This is a genomic window from Mitsuokella sp. oral taxon 131 str. W9106 (assembly GCF_000469545.1).
GTDB lineage: Bacteria > Bacillota > Negativicutes > Selenomonadales > Selenomonadaceae > AWVT01.
This window is the reverse complement of sequence record NZ_KI273051.1, coordinates 72,268-86,322: the sequence shown is the minus strand read 5'-3', so window position 1 is coordinate 86,322 and position 14,055 is coordinate 72,268. Positions and strand designations below refer to the sequence as shown.

Here is a 14,055-nt window from a genome sequence, read left to right as displayed (position 1 = left end):
TTAGCCGGAAATCCCGACGAGCTTCCGTTCCGTCTCCTCGTAGCCGTCGGCTTCGTAGATGCCTTGGCAGAGGAATTCGTTGATGCCGTCGATCTTCGCGATCGCTTCATCGATCTTCGCGCTCGATCCCTTCACATAAGCGCCGATGTGGATGAGATCCTCGGCGTCGCGGTAGACTGCCATGAGCTGCCGCATCTGCTGCGCTGCCCTGAGGTGTTCGGGGGACACGACTTCATTCATGACACGGCTGACGCTTGTCATGACATCGATCGCGGGGAAGTGGTTCTGCGCCGCGATGTGACGCGAGAGCACGATGTGTCCGTCGAGGATGCTTCGCACGGCGTCTGCGATCGGCTCGTTCATGTCGTCACCGTCGACAAGCACGGTGTAGATGCCCGTGATCGAGCCCTTCGCGCTCGTGCCTGCGCGCTCCAAGAGACGCGGCAGCATCGCGAATACGGACGGCGTGTAGCCGCGCGTCGCCGGCGGCTCGCCGATCGTGAGCCCGACCTCGCGCTGTGCCATCGCAAAGCGCGTGACGGAATCCATCATGAGGACGACCCTGCGTCCCTGGTCACGGAAGTATTCAGCGATCGCCGTTGCCGTCATCGCGCCCTTGATGCGCACGAGAGCAGGTTGGTCGCTCGTCGCCACGACGACGACGGAGCGCTTCATGCCCTCTTCGCCGAGGTCGCGCTCGATGAAGTCGCGCACCTCGCGCCCGCGTTCGCCGACGAGTGCAATGACACTGATATCCGCTTCGGTATTGCGCGCGATCATCGAGAGCAGCGTCGACTTGCCGACGCCTGAGCCCGCCATGATGCCGATGCGCTGCCCGTCGCCCATCGTGATCAGCCCATCGATGGCGCGGACGCCGACGTAGAGGTTCTCGTGGATGCGCGGGCGTTCGAGCGGGTCGGGCGGCGGTGCCTGCAGCGGGTATTCGGTATGCGAGAGGATCGGACCCTTGCCGTCCATCGGATTGCCGAGCCCGTCGAGCACACGCCCTAGCAGCTCATCGCCGACTTTGACTTTGAGCGTTTTCTGTGCGGAGACGACTTCACAGCCAGGGCCGATGCCCTGCATCTCGCCGACGGGCATGAGCATGACGTAGCCCTCGCGGAAGCCGACGACCTCCGCCGGAACGGGCGGCACATTCGAAAAATGCGAGCTCACGTAGCAGAGCTCGCCGACGCTGACCGTCGGTCCCTGCGACTCGATGACGAGCCCGATGACCTGCGTGACCTTGCCCGTGAGCTTGACAGAGGAAGCCGCGCGGATCGCGTCCTTGAATTTTTTCACGTTGACGCGAAACGGCTCTCCCGGTACGTATTCGTCCATCATAGCATAACTTCCTTGACCGCCTGACGGACGAGCTCGATCTGCGTCGCAAGGCGCGCATCGACACTGCCGTTCGGCGTCTCAATGACGCAGTCGCCGGGGCGCAGGCTCTCGTCCGATTCGACGAAGAGCTCCGCATTTGCCCCGATGAGGACGCTGCGCAGCTCATCGCGCGCCATGAGCACGAGGTCGTAGGCATCGGGTGCGACGCGAACCGTGAGCTCCTTTTGATCCTTGACCTTCAGGAGTGCCTCGCGCACGAGCGGCAGGACGACCTGCGGCACGTCGATGAAGTGCTGTGGCAGGATCTTTTCGACTGCCGCCATCGCGAGCGAGACAATGTCTTCCTCCGCGCGCTGGACGTAGTCGCGCGTCGCAGCCTGCGCGTCGCGAAGCGTCTTTTCCGCTTTCTCGTTCGTCTTCTTGATGAAGTCTTCCATCTCTTCGCGAACGAGCTTTTCGCCTTCCTCGCGTCCGATCCTTAGCCCTTCCTCATGCCCCTCCTTCTGCGCTTCCTCGCGCTCCGCGTCGATCTCATGCGCGACGGTCTTCTTCATCTGCTCGCATTCGGCCTGCGCCTCCTGCTTGAGGATCTGCGCGCGAATCTGTGCATTCTTGAGCATCTCGTTCGCGCGGTCTTCCTTGGCGCGGATTTCCGCCATCATGCGCGCCTGCGCCCCTGCATCGAGCACAGGCACCGCATCCTGCGGCGGGGGTGGAGGCGGCGGTGCCTCAATGGAGCATGCCTCGTCGTTCCAAATGGCTGCCTTGATAACCTTAGACAATCATCTCGTCCCCATTTCCACGCGAAATGACGATCTCGCCTTTCTCCTCCAGTGTACGGATGACGGCGACGATCTTCTGCTGTGCTTCCTCGACGTCGCGGATCTTGACCGGTCCCATGAACTCGATCTCTTCGCGGAGCATGTCGGCTGCACGCGTCGACATGTTCTTGAATACCTTGTCGGCGACTTCCTGCGGCGCCGCCTTGAGTGCGAGGGAGAGATCCTTCTGATCGACCTCGCGCAGGACCATCTGCAGTGAGCGGTCGTCGATCTGGACGACGTCCTCGAACACGAACATGCGGCGCTTGATCTCTTCGGCGAGCTCGGGGTTGTCGACTTCGAGCGTCTCGATGATCGACTTCTCCGTCGTGCGGTCGACGCGGTTGATGACCTCGACGAGGGCATCGATGCCGCCGACCGTCGTGAAGTCCTGCGAGACGAGCGACGAGAGCTTGCGCTCCAAGACGCGTTCGACGTCGCGGACGACTTCCGGCGAGGTGCGGTCCATGATGGCGATGCGCTTCGAGACGTCGACCTGCGACTCTGCGGGAAGCGAGCCGAGAACGACAGCCGCCTGATCCGGTTCGAGGTAAGCCATGATGAGGGCGATCGTCTGCGGATGCTCGTTCTGGATGAAGTTGATGAGCTGCGACGGATCGGTCTTCCGCAGGAAGTCGAAGGGGCGCACCTGCAGGCTCTTCGTGAGGCGGGAGAGAATGTCCATCGCCTTTTCCGCGCCAAGCGCCTTCTCGAGGACGCTCTGCGCATACTCGAGGCCGCCTGTCGAGATGTAGTCTTTCGCCATCGCCATCTGGTAGAACTCGCTGACGACGGCGGCTTTCTGCGCAGCAGACACCTGCTTCTGACTCGCGATCTCAAGCGTGATCTCCTCGATTTCCTCATCGTCCATATGCTGGAATAGCTTTGCGGAGTATTCCGGTCCAAGCGCGATGAAGAGGATGGCGACCTTCTGTCTGATGCTCAGCTCCGAACTGGAGCCGTATAAATCCTTTGCCATTTCTTACTCGTCCTCCGACAGCCACGTCTTGATGAGCATTGCCACTTCGGCAGGCTTTTGGTCGATGAGTCCCTGCAGTGCCTGTTTCTCGTCGAGATGGCGCTGCTCCTCTTCGGTGAGTTCCCCCTCGTCGACCTCTCCCGCTTCGAGTGCGGCTGCACGCTCTTCCGCTTCGCGCTCCTGTTCCAGTGCGGCAAGGCGCTGCTGCTCTTCGAGTGCCTCGCGCTCCTGCTGCTTCTTGCGGCGGTACATCATGATGCCGCCGATGATGAGCGCGAGCACCAGGAGAACGCCTGCAATCTGCATGTAGAGAATGCGGTCTTCCTTGTCCTTTGCGGCTTTCGCCTCTGCTGCGAGGCGGTCGCGCAGCTCCGTCGAAAGCGGCAGCGGCTCGACGGAAATCGTATCGCCGCGGTCGGTATTGATGCCCGCTGCGTTTGAGACGGCGCGCATGATGCTGTCCTGCTGTGCCCCGCTGACGTCGTCATTGACGAGGACGGCGACGTTCAAGCGGCGGATCGAGCCCGGCGAGGAGACGACTTTCTGTTTCTCCTCGTTGATCTCGTAGTTCTTCGTCGACTCTTTCTTCTCGTAGTCGGCGTTCGCATTGGTGTTCCCGGCGACGTAGCCGGGGACGTTCGACTGCACGCCGGCAGGACCTCCTGGATTGGTCGAGGTGCCGCTGTACGTCTCGCTCGTATCCTGCTGGCTGCGGACGATGCCGGAGTCATCGACGACCGGCGTGAATGTCTGCTTGTCCGTCTGCCTGTCGTCGAAGTCGAGCTCGACGCTGATGCGCGCGTAAGCCTTGCCTTCGCCAAGCGCTTGGTCGAGGAGGCTTTGGACGTTCTTCTGGATCCGGTCCTGGACCTTCTTCGTCATTTCGAGCTGTGTGAGCGTGCGTGCGCCGACGCCCTTCTCATCCTGATCATCGGGATCGTTTAGGATCTTGCCCGTCTCATCGACGATCGTGATGTTCTCGGGCTGCAAGCCTTGGATGCTGTGCGCCGCGAGGTTGACGATGCCCTTGATTTCCTTTTTCGTGAGTTCTGCGTTTGGCTTCAGACGAAGCATGATCGACGCCGTCGCAGGCTTCTCGTTTTTCTTGTAGAGGCTATCCTCCGGCAGGACGATGTGGACGCGTGCCTTCTCGACGGCATCGATCTGCTCGATCGTGCGCGTGAGCTCGCCCTGAAGTGCCTGCAAGTAATTGACCTTGTTCTGGAATTCCGTGACGCCCAGCTTGCTGTCATCAAAGATTTCAAAGCCCTTCTGTCCGTGCGGCAGGCCTTTCGTCGCGAGGTCGAGACGTGCCGTATGAACATTCTTCGAAGGAACGAGGATCGTCGTCCCCTGCTTGTTCTCCTGCACCTCATACGCGATTTTCGATTCCTTCAACTGAGCCGCTACCTCGCCGGCGTCCTTCGTCTCCATGTTCGTGAACAAAGGCACCATATCCGGCTTGCTGCCGTACCACACACTGACGCCGACTATGGCAATGAGCACGGCCAAAGCAGCGCCAAGCATGATGTAGCGCTGACGCTTGCTGTACTTGTTCCAGAGGTTCAGGTAGCGCTCTTTCCAGTCTCCCATGATCTCAATCCCTTCAACAACTCATTCTACGGAATCCGTGCCGATCAGACCTGCATGCGCATGATCTCCTGATACGCGGAAACCGCCCGGTTGCGAAGCTGAAGAGTGAGCTGCAAGGCAATGTCTGCCTTCTGCGCCGCGACGACAACCTGTGAAACATCTTGTATCTGCCCTGCGGCTAGCAGGGCATTCTCATGGTCGGACTTGAGCTGCAGTGCATTCGTCTCGGCGAGAGCGTCCTTCAGATAGGATCCAAAGCTCTTCGTCTCCTCCTGTGGCTGCGTCTCTCCGAGATGGCTCTCGGCGCTCATCTTGACCGGCGTCATGCCAAGTGCTGCTATCTCCATGCCAATCTCCTATCCCACTTACTTGCCAATCTCCAATACCTTCATCGTCATCGCCTTTGCGGCGTTGATCGTCGTCGCGTTCGCCTCGTAGGCGCGTGATGCCGTGATCATATCGACCATCTCCGTCACGATGTTGACATTCGGACGCTCGACGTAGCCGTCTGCGTTCGCATCGGGATGCCCGGGGTCATAGACGAGCGGTCCCTGCTCATTATCACGCTCAATGCGCACGGCGCGGACGCCTTCGCCCGTCGCCATCTGCGTCGCTTTCCGGAAGATGGTTTCGAACGGTTTGCCGCCCGTCTCACGCGGCTGGAACACGACGTAGCGGCGATGGTAGGCGCCGCCCTCCCTCGTGCGCGTCGTATTGGCATTTGCGATGTTGTTGGAAATGACGTCCATGCGCAGGCGCTCCGCCGTCAGGCCGGATGCCGCCGCATCGATCCCTAAAAACATGCTCATCGTCTGTCACCCAGCCTTTCCTTAGCCCTGTGTGCTCGTGATAACGCCCTTGAGGCGCGATACGTAGCTTCCCAGCTCCGTCGCCATCGCATTGTAGTAGAGCTGGTTCTTCGCGAGGCTCGCCATCTCGATGTCGATATCGACGTTGTTCTTGTCGACGCGCATCGTCGTCTGGCCATCTTCTTCCACGATCGGCCGTGCCGTTCCAATCGGCCGGATCGGCAGGTGGCGGTCATGCGTACGAACGACCTGCATGCGTCCGCTGCCATCATCGAGAGCAAGCTCCTTCGCGAGCATATCCTCGAAGCGCACTTCGCTGCGCTTGAAGTTCGGCGTGTTGACATTCGCCATGTTGTTGCTGATGACTTCCTGCCTCAGCGAAGACGCCGCCAGCCCGCGCGCAAGGTACCCGATAGACGGTCCGTTTACAAGCTGTTCGAGCAAGCCAATCACTCCCTTTGTCCACTCTTTTCTATCGAAATCAATTTCAGGGCATATTAAACTCAGTTATTAGTTTTCTACACGCTCTACACAATTCCTCTAAATTCTATCACTTTTTTTATGAAATTAGAAGTTCTGAATCATATTTTCTTAAAAAAATCAGCAGGCATGCGAATGCTCATCTTCAAAAAACCATTCGCATGCCTGCATTTCCATCGCAAATCCCTATTCGTCTTTGAGCTTTTGCACCTCGTCGAGCAGGTACTCGTTGAGCACTTTGATGTACGTGCCCTTCATGCCGAGCGACTTTGACGAGATGACGCCTGCCGACTCGAATTTTCGAAGCGCGTTGACGATGACGGAGCGCGTGATCTGCACCTCGTCGGCAATCTTCGATGCGACGAGGAGTCCCTCTGGCGCGTTGAGCGCCGAAAGGATCGCGTATGCCGCCTTGCGCTCGGAGAACGAGAGCGTGTTGATCGCGATCTGCACCGTCGTCTTCTTGCGCATCTCGATCTCGATCTTCTGCGCGCGGTCACGCAGCATCTCCATGCCGACGACGGTCGCCCCGTACTCGCAGAGCAGGAGGTCGTCGTCCGTAAACTCCTCGTCGTATTTCGCGACAATCAGCGTGCCGATGCGTTCCCCGACGCCGTAGATCGGTACGATCGTCGTATTCTTCCCATGGAACAAGCACTTTTCCTCTTCGTCATAGGCGCACATGCCCGTCTTCGAGCGCAGGTTTGCGTTCGTCTCGTCAAGGCGCATGAGCCACTTGACGTAGTGCGCGGGAAACTGTCCCTGATCGATGACCTTGTCGATCATAAGATCGCACTCAAAGTCATCGACGAAGGCATAGCCGTAGATCTTCCCCTTTTGGTTCGTGATGTAAACATTCGCGTTCAGCACATTGCTGAGCACGCGTGAGATGCCATCATACACCACCGTCTCCGAGCGCTGGAGCAAACGATTGATCTTTCGTGTCTTTTCCAACAGCGTTGCCATTGTGTTCCCCTCCTTTGGCCTATTGCCATGGCAGTCCAGTCATGTTACGGATTCCTTCAATCCTATTTTATCATACTTTTCAAAATTATCATAGCTGGTTTTTGGAAAACAAAAAATTTTTTGGAACATTTCCCGCATAAAAAAGCCTCCCTTTCGGGAGGCGCAGGACAGGCTGCAAGCACAGCCATGCATCAGAGAATGAACTGCGAGAGATCGCGGCTGCCCGCGATGTCGGCAAGGCGCATATCGACGTAAGCGGCATCGATCACAATGTGCTTTTCCTCCATGTCGGGCGCGTCAAAGCTGACTTCTTCGAGAAGCTTTTCGAGCAACGTGTGAAGGCGGCGGGCACCGATGTCCTCCGCCTGCTCATTGACGCGCTCGGCGAGCTCGGCGATGCGGCGGATCGCATCGGTGCAAAACTCGACCGTCACGCCCTCCGTTCCGAGCAGCGCCTCGTACTGCTTCAGGAGCGCGTTTTTCGGCTCGGTTAGTATCTTCTCAAAGTCCGCACGAGTGAGCGACTTGAGTTCGACGCGGATCGGGAAGCGCCCCTGAAGCTCGGGGATGAGATCCGACGGCTTTGCCATGTGGAACGCCCCTGCCGCAATGAAAAGGATGTGGTCGGTCTTTACCGGCCCGTACTTCGTCGAAACCTGGGATCCCTCGACGATCGGCAGGATGTCGCGCTGCACGCCCTCGCGCGAGACGTCCGCGCCCGAGCTGCCGTTCTTGACGGCGACCTTGTCGAGCTCATCGAGGAATACGATGCCGCTGTACTCCGTGGCGCGCAGTGCCTCCTCGGCAACGGCGTCCATGTCGATGAGCTTCGCCGCTTCTTCCTGTGCGAAGATCTTTCGCGCCTGCGCGACCGTCACGCGGCGCTTCTTGCGGTGTTTCGGGATGAGGCTGCCGATCATGTCCTGCAGGTTGTCCCCCATGCCCTCAAGCGACGACCCTGAGAACATGCCGACCATGGGCCTTGCGCTCTCTTCGACGTCGATCTCAATCATTTCCTTCTCGAGCTCTCCCGATGCGAGGCGTTTGAGGGTCCAATCGCGCCCCGCCTGATACTTCGGCGCCTCTTCCTTCTTCGCCTCTTCCTCCTCGGCGTTGCCGAAGAGCTTGCCGAGCGGGTTCTGCGATCGCTTCGATTCGGGCACGAGGACGCCGAGAATGCGCTCTTTTGCGAGCTCGTCCGCCTTCTCCCTGACGGCGCCCATGCGCTCGCGGCGCACCATGCGCACGGCGTTTTCCGTGAGGTCGCGCACGATCGACTCGACGTCGCGGCCGACGTAGCCGACTTCGGTGAATTTCGTCGCCTCGACCTTGATGAACGGCGCGCGCACGAGGCGCGCGAGACGGCGCGCGATCTCCGTCTTGCCAACGCCCGTCGAGCCGATCATGAGGATGTTCTTCGGGATGATGTCCTCCTTCATCGCGCCCGTGAGCTGGCGTGCGCGCCAGCGGTTGCGCAGCGCGATCGCGACGGAGCGCTTCGCCTCGTCCTGCCCGACGATGTACTTGTCAAGCTCCGCAACGATCTCGCGCGGAGTCTGCTCGTTTACGCCGATCGACCCAATCGTAGTTTCCTTGTCCATTTCCTCCATTACGCAAGCTCCTCCACGTTGATGTTGTGATTTGTGTAGACGCATATGTCGGCAGCAATCGTCAGCGCTTCCTTCGCGATCGCTGCCGCGTCCATCTCCGTATGCGCGGCGAGCGCGCGCGCTGCCGCAAGCGCATAGAAGCCGCCCGATCCGATCGCCGCAGCCGCACCATCCGGCTCGATGACCTCGCCGCTTCCCGAGATCATGAGGATGCGCTCCTTGTCTGCGACGAGCAGCAGCGCCTCGAGTTTCCGGAGCACGCGGTCCGTGCGCCACTCCTTCGCAAGCTCGACGGCGGCGCGCTGGAGGTTGCCGCTGTAGCTTTCGAGCTTCGACTCGAACTTCTCAAAGAGCGTAAAGGCGTCGGCGACCGAACCCGCGAAGCCCGCGAGCACTTTGCCGTGGTAGATCGTGCGCACTTTGCGCGCATTCGCCTTCATAATCGCATTCTGTCCGAACGTGACCTGTCCATCGCCTGCAATGGCGGTCTTTCCGCCCTTCCTGACGGCGCATATCGTCGTTGCGTGAAACTGGGTCTCCATATCTCTCGCTCCTTTCGGAATCGGTGGTTGCGGGTGAATCATGGCAGAAGGATCGGGCAAAAGGCATCGATCGCCGCGAGCGCGCGCGCGGCGAGCATCGCCTTCTTCTCCTTCTTGCCGCAGATGCGCCTGCCGTTTGCATCGCGCACCGCCGCGGGCGGCAACAGGCCAAAATTGACGTTCATCGGCTGGAAGCGCTTCGCCTCGCTCGTCGTAATGTAGTGCGCGAGCGCACCGTGGCACGTCTCTTCGGGAAACGTGAGCGGCGCTTCTCCTGCCGCCATGCGCGCGGCATTGATGCCGGCGACGAGTCCAGACGCCGCCGACTCGACATAGCCCTCGACCCCCGTCATCTGACCGGCAAAGAAAAGATGCTCCTCACCGCGGAACTGGAACGTCGGCAGAATATGGCGCGGCGCATTCAAAAACGTATTGCGGTGCATGACGCCGTAGCGCAGGAACTCCGCATGCTCCAGCCCCGGTATCATCGCGAAAACGCGCCGCTGCTCCGGCCAGAGGAGATGCGTCTGAAAGCCGACGATGTTGTAGAGCGTCGCGTTCGCATTGTCCTGGCGAAGCTGCACGACAGCGTAGGGGCGCACGCCCGTATCGGGGTGCTCGAGCCCGACGGGCTTCAGCGGTCCGTACCGAAGCGTGTCCTTGCCGCGGGCCGCCATGGCCTCGACGGGCATGCAGCCCTCGAAGAATTTCTCCCTCTCGAAGTCTTTCGTCGGCGTCTTTTCCGCCGTCACGAGCGCTTCCCAAAACGCTTCGTACGCCTCTTTCGTCATGGGGCAGTTGAGGTATGCCGCCTCGCCTTTTCCATAGCGCGAGGCGCGGTATGCCTTTGTCATGTCGATGGAATCCGCGCTCACGATCGGCGCCGCCGCATCGTAGAAGTAGAGCGAGTCGCCGCCCGTACGCCGCGCGATGTCCTCGGCGAGCGCGCCCTCCGTGAGCGGGCCGCTCGCGATGACCGTAATGCCGTCCGCCGCAAGCGGAATCGCCTGCACTTCCTCGCATACGACCTCGATATTCGGATGATTTCTGACGCGCTGCGTGATGTAGTCGCTGAACCCGCAGCGATCGACGGCGAGCGCGCCGCCTGCCGGCACGCGCCGCGCGTCCGCCGCTTCCATCGTGATCGAACCGAGGCGGCGCATCTCCTCCTTGAGCACGCCAGCCGCATTCTCCATCCCCGCACCGCGCAGCGAGTTGCTGCAGACGAGCTCGGCGAATCCTGCCGTCTTGTGCGCTGGCGTCATCTTCTTGGGACGCATCTCGAAGAGACGCACATGTACACCGCGCCGTGCTGCCTGCCACGCCGCTTCTGCGCCCGCGAGCCCTGCGCCTACGACCACGATCGCCTTCATGCGTCCGCCGCCTTCGCCTTGCGCGCGTGCTTCGCCTTCACGCCTGCCTTTTCCCCTTCTGTCCCCTTCGCCTTCGCTTCCTTTGCTGCGAGGCGTTGGCGAATCTTTTCCAGTTCCTTGTTGATCGGATGATCGATGCGCGTCTCACACGCATCGTTGCTGCAGTAAATCATGCTGCGCCCGTTTTTGAAGCGGTGCTTCAAGAGGAATGCGCCGCACTTCCCGCATGTCTCCTTCTGCGGCGTATCCCATGTCGTGTAGTCGCAGTCCGGGTAGTTCCCGCAGCCGTAGAACGTGCGCCCACGCCGCGTGCGCCGCTCAACGATCTCGCCGCCGCACTTCGGGCATTTGACGCCCGTCTTCTTCAAGATCGGCTTTGTGTTGCGGCATTCGGGGAATCCGGGGCATGCGAGAAACTTTCCATAGCGTCCCTGCTTGACGACCATCATGCGGCCACAAAGCTCACACGGCACGTCGGAGACTTCGACGGGGAGCTCGACGTGGCCGATCGCCTCGTCTGCCGCCTCGAGCGTAGCCTCGAAGGGACCGTAGAACGACTTGAGGAGCTCGTTCTTCTCGACCTTGCCCTCGGCGATCTCATCAAGCTCATTCTCAAGTTCGGCGGTGAACGTCACATCGACGATCTTATTGAAGTATTCCTCGAGCATATCGACGACAACAAAGCCGAGTTCCGTCGGCCGGAAATGCTTGTCCACGCGCTGCACGTAGCCGCGTGCCTGTATCGTCTCAATGATCGGCGCGTACGTGCTCGGCCGTCCGATTTCCTTCTCTTCGAGCGTCTTGACGATCGAAGCGTCGTTGTAGCGCGGCGGCGGCTCGGTGAAATGCTGCTGCGGCTCGGAGCGCGCGAGCGTCAGCACGTCGCCCTCTGCGAGATCGGGCAGCACGACGTCCTTTTCCTTTTTGTCGCGGTCGCTTCCTGCGTAGACGGCAGTGAAGCCTGCAAAGCGGAGTTTCGAGCCAGCCGCGCGAAGTTCGAGGCGCTCGCCTGCGCGAATCGTGACGCGCATCGTATCGTAGACCGCCGCCGTCATCTGGCTCGCGACAAAGCGCTGCCAAACGAGGGTATAGAGGCGGAGCTGGTCGCGGCTTAGGTATTTCTCGATGCTGTCCGGCGTGCAAAGGACGCTCGTCGGGCGAATCGCCTCGTGCGCATCCTGTGCCTTCTTGCCTGCCGCGTAGACATTCGGTCTTTCTGGCGCATAATCCGCGCCGTACACCGTGCGGATGTGTTCACGCGCTTCGTCCTGTGCGAGTGCTGAGATACGCGTCGAGTCCGTGCGCATGTATGTGATGAGGCCAGTCGCGCCGCGGCGGCCGAGGTCGAGCCCTTCGTAGAGCTGCTGCGCAAGCATCATCGTCTTGCGCGAAGTGAATCCGAGCTTGCGTGCGGCATCCTGCTGCAGGGAGCTCGTCGTAAACGGCGCGGCTGGCTTTCTCTGCCGCTCGCTCCGCTTGACGCTGCCCACCGTGAGATCCGACGCCGCAAGCTCCGCCGCAAGTGCCTTTGCCTCGCGATCGCTATGGAGTGCAACGTTCTTGCCGCCGTCTTCGCTGACGGCGAGCTTCTTGCCGTCAACGAGTGCGAGCTCCGCCGCGAACATCGGCGACTTCCCCTTGCGGAGCTTCGCGCCGATTGTCCAGTACTCCTCCGACTGGAACGCCTCAATCTCCTTTTCGCGGTCACAGATCAGTCGCACCGTCACCGACTGCACGCGACCCGCCGAGAGTCCCTTGCGCACCTTGCGCCAAAGGAGTGGCGAGAGCTTGTAGCCGACGATTCGGTCGAGCATGCGGCGCGCCTGCTGCGCATCGACCTGATCCATATTGATGGAGCGCGCGTGTCGCACGGCTTCCTTGATCGCGGGCTTCGTGATCTCGTTGAAGACGATGCGGCAATCATTCTTCGGGTCGAGTCCCAAAATATAGGAGAGGTGCCATGCGATCGCCTCGCCTTCGCGATCGGGATCGCTTGCGAGCAAGACCTTTCCGGCGTTCTTCGCATCCTTTTTGAGCGCGCGGATGAGGTCGCCCTTGCCGCGGATGTTGATGTACTTCGGCTCGAAGCCGTGCTCGACGTCAATGCCGAACTGGCTCTTCGGCAAGTCGCGCAGATGCCCCATCGAAGCGCGCACCATGTACTTCCTGCCGAGGTACTTCTCGATCGTCTTCGCCTTTGCAGGCGACTCGACGACAACAAGCGTCTTCTTCTCCTGTGATTTCCTCGCTTTTGCCTTGGCTTTCGGCTTTGCCGCGTTTTTCTCTTTGGATACAGCCAACGGTTCACTCCCTCTCCGCACGCCGATATGCGTGCCATTCATTCTCTATGACCAAGCCTTTTAGCTCCATCTGCAGCAGCAGGAAGGCAAGATTCGCAATTTCCCCGTCTGGCAGGCTCATGAGGATCTCGTCCATCGTAAGCGGATGGTCGAACGAAAGCACCTGATAGATCTTGCGCTCCTCGGACGAAAGCGATTTTCGCGCGCCGCGCGGTGCCTTTGTCCCAAGCCCGAAATCCTCCAGGATATCCCCAGGGCGAGCGGTGAGCTTCGCGCCCTGCGCGATGAGCGCATGGCAGCCCTCGCTCGTCGGCGAGAGCACGCTTCCAGGAACCGCATAGACATCGCGTCCCTCGCTGAGCGCAAGCTCCGCCGTGATGAGCGAGCCCGAACGGCGCGCCGCCTCGACGACGAGCGTGCCGGAGGAAAGCCCGCTGATGATGCGGTTACGCGCCGGGAAAAAGACGGGAAGCGGCTGCGTGCCGGGCGCATACTCAGAGATGACGGCGCCACGCTCTGCGATTGCGTCAAACAGGCGTCGGTTCTCCGACGGGTATGCAACGTCGATGCCGCAGCCGAGCACGGCGATCGTCTTCCCCTTCGGCGCGCGGAGCGCGCCGCGGTGCGCCGCCGTATCGATGCCGCGCGCGCCGCCGCTCACGACCGTGAGTCCCGCAGCGGCGAGCTTCTCGCCGAATTCGCGCGCAAGCGACGTGCCGTAGGGCGAGCACCTGCGCGCGCCAACCACGGCGACGCGACGCGCCGCGCGTTCGAGCGTCCCGCGAACGTAGAGCACCATCGGCGGGTCAAAAATTTCCTTTAATATAAGAGGATAATCTGAATCTTCCATGACGAGCAGCTCCGCGCCGCACGCCCCGGATGCGCAGGCAATCCGCTCGGGCAGATCCGGCGCCTCGCGGCGCAGGCTGGCGAGCGCGGCGCAGACAGAGGACGGAATGGAGGCGCGCATCGCGAGCTCCGCCGGATCCATGTGCCATAGGGCTTTGGCATCCGCAAGTGCGAGGAGCGTGGCGAGACGCCGCGCACCGAGGCCGGGGCAGCGCGCGAGCGCCGCCAGGAAAAACCGCTCTTCTCTCTCCACGACGTGCACCTCCTGCCCATTGTTTCAATCTTATCGAAAACTTCAGCATTATGCAATACATTTCCAAAAGAAAAAGCTCCCCTCGCTTTCACGACAGGAGCAAATACTTTGGGAAGCGCGGCCAAAACGAGGCTGC

General features: G+C 60.6%; 13 protein-coding genes. All 13 read right to left on the bottom strand.

Annotation, left to right across the window (positions count from 1 at the left end; translation table 11 throughout):
• The gene (gene fliI / locus HMPREF1985_RS00945) at positions 1-1,344 is read right to left on the bottom strand and encodes a flagellar protein export ATPase FliI (protein WP_021770540.1); all 1,344 of its coding nucleotides are present in this window, start codon (positions 1,342-1,344) and stop codon (positions 1-3) included.
• Entirely contained in the window at positions 1,341-2,126 is a 786-nt protein-coding gene (locus HMPREF1985_RS00940) for a FliH/SctL family protein (protein WP_021770539.1), read from the bottom strand. The genes fliI and HMPREF1985_RS00940 overlap by 4 nt, the downstream gene beginning before the upstream one ends.
• On the bottom strand, positions 2,119-3,144 hold the full coding sequence (gene fliG / locus HMPREF1985_RS00935; RefSeq protein WP_021770538.1) for a flagellar motor switch protein FliG: 1,026 nt from the start codon (positions 3,142-3,144) through the stop codon (positions 2,119-2,121). The genes HMPREF1985_RS00940 and fliG overlap by 8 nt, the downstream gene beginning before the upstream one ends.
• Before the next feature lie 3 nt (positions 3,145-3,147).
• Positions 3,148-4,737, bottom strand: a complete 1,590-nt coding sequence (gene fliF / locus HMPREF1985_RS00930; RefSeq protein ID WP_021770537.1) for a flagellar basal-body MS-ring/collar protein FliF — start codon at positions 4,735-4,737, stop codon at positions 3,148-3,150.
• Positions 4,738-4,781: 44 nt separating this feature from the next.
• The gene (gene fliE / locus HMPREF1985_RS00925) at positions 4,782-5,084 is read right to left on the bottom strand and encodes a flagellar hook-basal body complex protein FliE (RefSeq protein WP_021770536.1); all 303 of its coding nucleotides are present in this window, start codon (positions 5,082-5,084) and stop codon (positions 4,782-4,784) included.
• A gap of 18 nt (positions 5,085-5,102) precedes the next feature.
• Complete coding sequence (flgC, locus tag HMPREF1985_RS00920; protein WP_021770535.1) at positions 5,103-5,546, bottom strand: flagellar basal body rod protein FlgC; 444 nt, start codon at positions 5,544-5,546, stop codon at positions 5,103-5,105.
• Between the two features lie 21 nt (positions 5,547-5,567).
• Positions 5,568-5,990 carry a flagellar basal body rod protein FlgB gene (gene flgB / locus HMPREF1985_RS00915; protein ID WP_040636639.1) on the bottom strand — a complete coding sequence of 141 codons (423 nt, stop codon included), beginning with the start codon at positions 5,988-5,990 and terminating at the stop codon, positions 5,568-5,570.
• A 222-nt stretch (positions 5,991-6,212) separates the two neighbouring features.
• Positions 6,213-6,992, bottom strand: a complete 780-nt coding sequence (gene codY / locus HMPREF1985_RS00910; protein WP_021770532.1) for a GTP-sensing pleiotropic transcriptional regulator CodY — start codon at positions 6,990-6,992, stop codon at positions 6,213-6,215.
• A gap of 191 nt (positions 6,993-7,183) precedes the next feature.
• Positions 7,184-8,575, bottom strand: a complete 1,392-nt coding sequence (gene hslU, locus HMPREF1985_RS00905; RefSeq protein WP_155943501.1) for an ATP-dependent protease ATPase subunit HslU — start codon at positions 8,573-8,575, stop codon at positions 7,184-7,186.
• Positions 8,576-8,601: 26 nt separating this feature from the next.
• Positions 8,602-9,144, bottom strand: coding sequence for an ATP-dependent protease subunit HslV (hslV, locus tag HMPREF1985_RS00900; protein ID WP_040636637.1), 543 nt, complete (start codon positions 9,142-9,144; stop codon positions 8,602-8,604).
• A gap of 38 nt (positions 9,145-9,182) precedes the next feature.
• The gene (trmFO, locus tag HMPREF1985_RS00895) at positions 9,183-10,517 is read right to left on the bottom strand and encodes a methylenetetrahydrofolate--tRNA-(uracil(54)-C(5))-methyltransferase (FADH(2)-oxidizing) TrmFO (RefSeq protein ID WP_021770528.1); all 1,335 of its coding nucleotides are present in this window, start codon (positions 10,515-10,517) and stop codon (positions 9,183-9,185) included.
• Positions 10,514-12,859: a type I DNA topoisomerase gene (gene topA / locus HMPREF1985_RS00890; protein ID WP_021770527.1), complete on the bottom strand. Its 2,346-nt coding sequence runs from the start codon at positions 12,857-12,859 to the stop codon at positions 10,514-10,516. Before topA ends, trmFO begins: the two co-directional genes overlap by 4 nt.
• On the bottom strand, positions 12,822-13,919 hold the full coding sequence (dprA, locus tag HMPREF1985_RS00885) for a DNA-processing protein DprA (RefSeq protein WP_040636635.1): 1,098 nt from the start codon (positions 13,917-13,919) through the stop codon (positions 12,822-12,824). Before dprA ends, topA begins: the two co-directional genes overlap by 38 nt.
• Positions 13,920-14,055: the final 136 nt, after the last annotated feature.

What these genes read in the sequence shown, in the direction of transcription:
- fliI (WP_021770540.1), bottom strand. Translation starts at nt 1,344, where the DNA reads ATGATGGACGAATACGTACCGGGAGAGCCGTTTCGCGTCAACGTGAAA.
- fliG (WP_021770538.1), bottom strand. Translation starts at nt 3,144, where the DNA reads ATGGCAAAGGATTTATACGGCTCCAGTTCGGAGCTGAGCATCAGACAG.
- fliF (WP_021770537.1), bottom strand. Translation starts at nt 4,737, where the DNA reads ATGGGAGACTGGAAAGAGCGCTACCTGAACCTCTGGAACAAGTACAGC.
- fliE (WP_021770536.1), bottom strand. Translation starts at nt 5,084, where the DNA reads ATGGAGATAGCAGCACTTGGCATGACGCCGGTCAAGATGAGCGCCGAG.
- flgC (WP_021770535.1), bottom strand. Translation starts at nt 5,546, where the DNA reads ATGAGCATGTTTTTAGGGATCGATGCGGCGGCATCCGGCCTGACGGCG.
- codY (WP_021770532.1), bottom strand. Translation starts at nt 6,992, where the DNA reads ATGGCAACGCTGTTGGAAAAGACACGAAAGATCAATCGTTTGCTCCAG.
- hslV (WP_040636637.1), bottom strand. Translation starts at nt 9,144, where the DNA reads ATGGAGACCCAGTTTCACGCAACGACGATATGCGCCGTCAGGAAGGGC.
- trmFO (WP_021770528.1), bottom strand. Translation starts at nt 10,517, where the DNA reads ATGAAGGCGATCGTGGTCGTAGGCGCAGGGCTCGCGGGCGCAGAAGCG.
- topA (WP_021770527.1), bottom strand. Translation starts at nt 12,859, where the DNA reads ATGAATGGCACGCATATCGGCGTGCGGAGAGGGAGTGAACCGTTGGCT.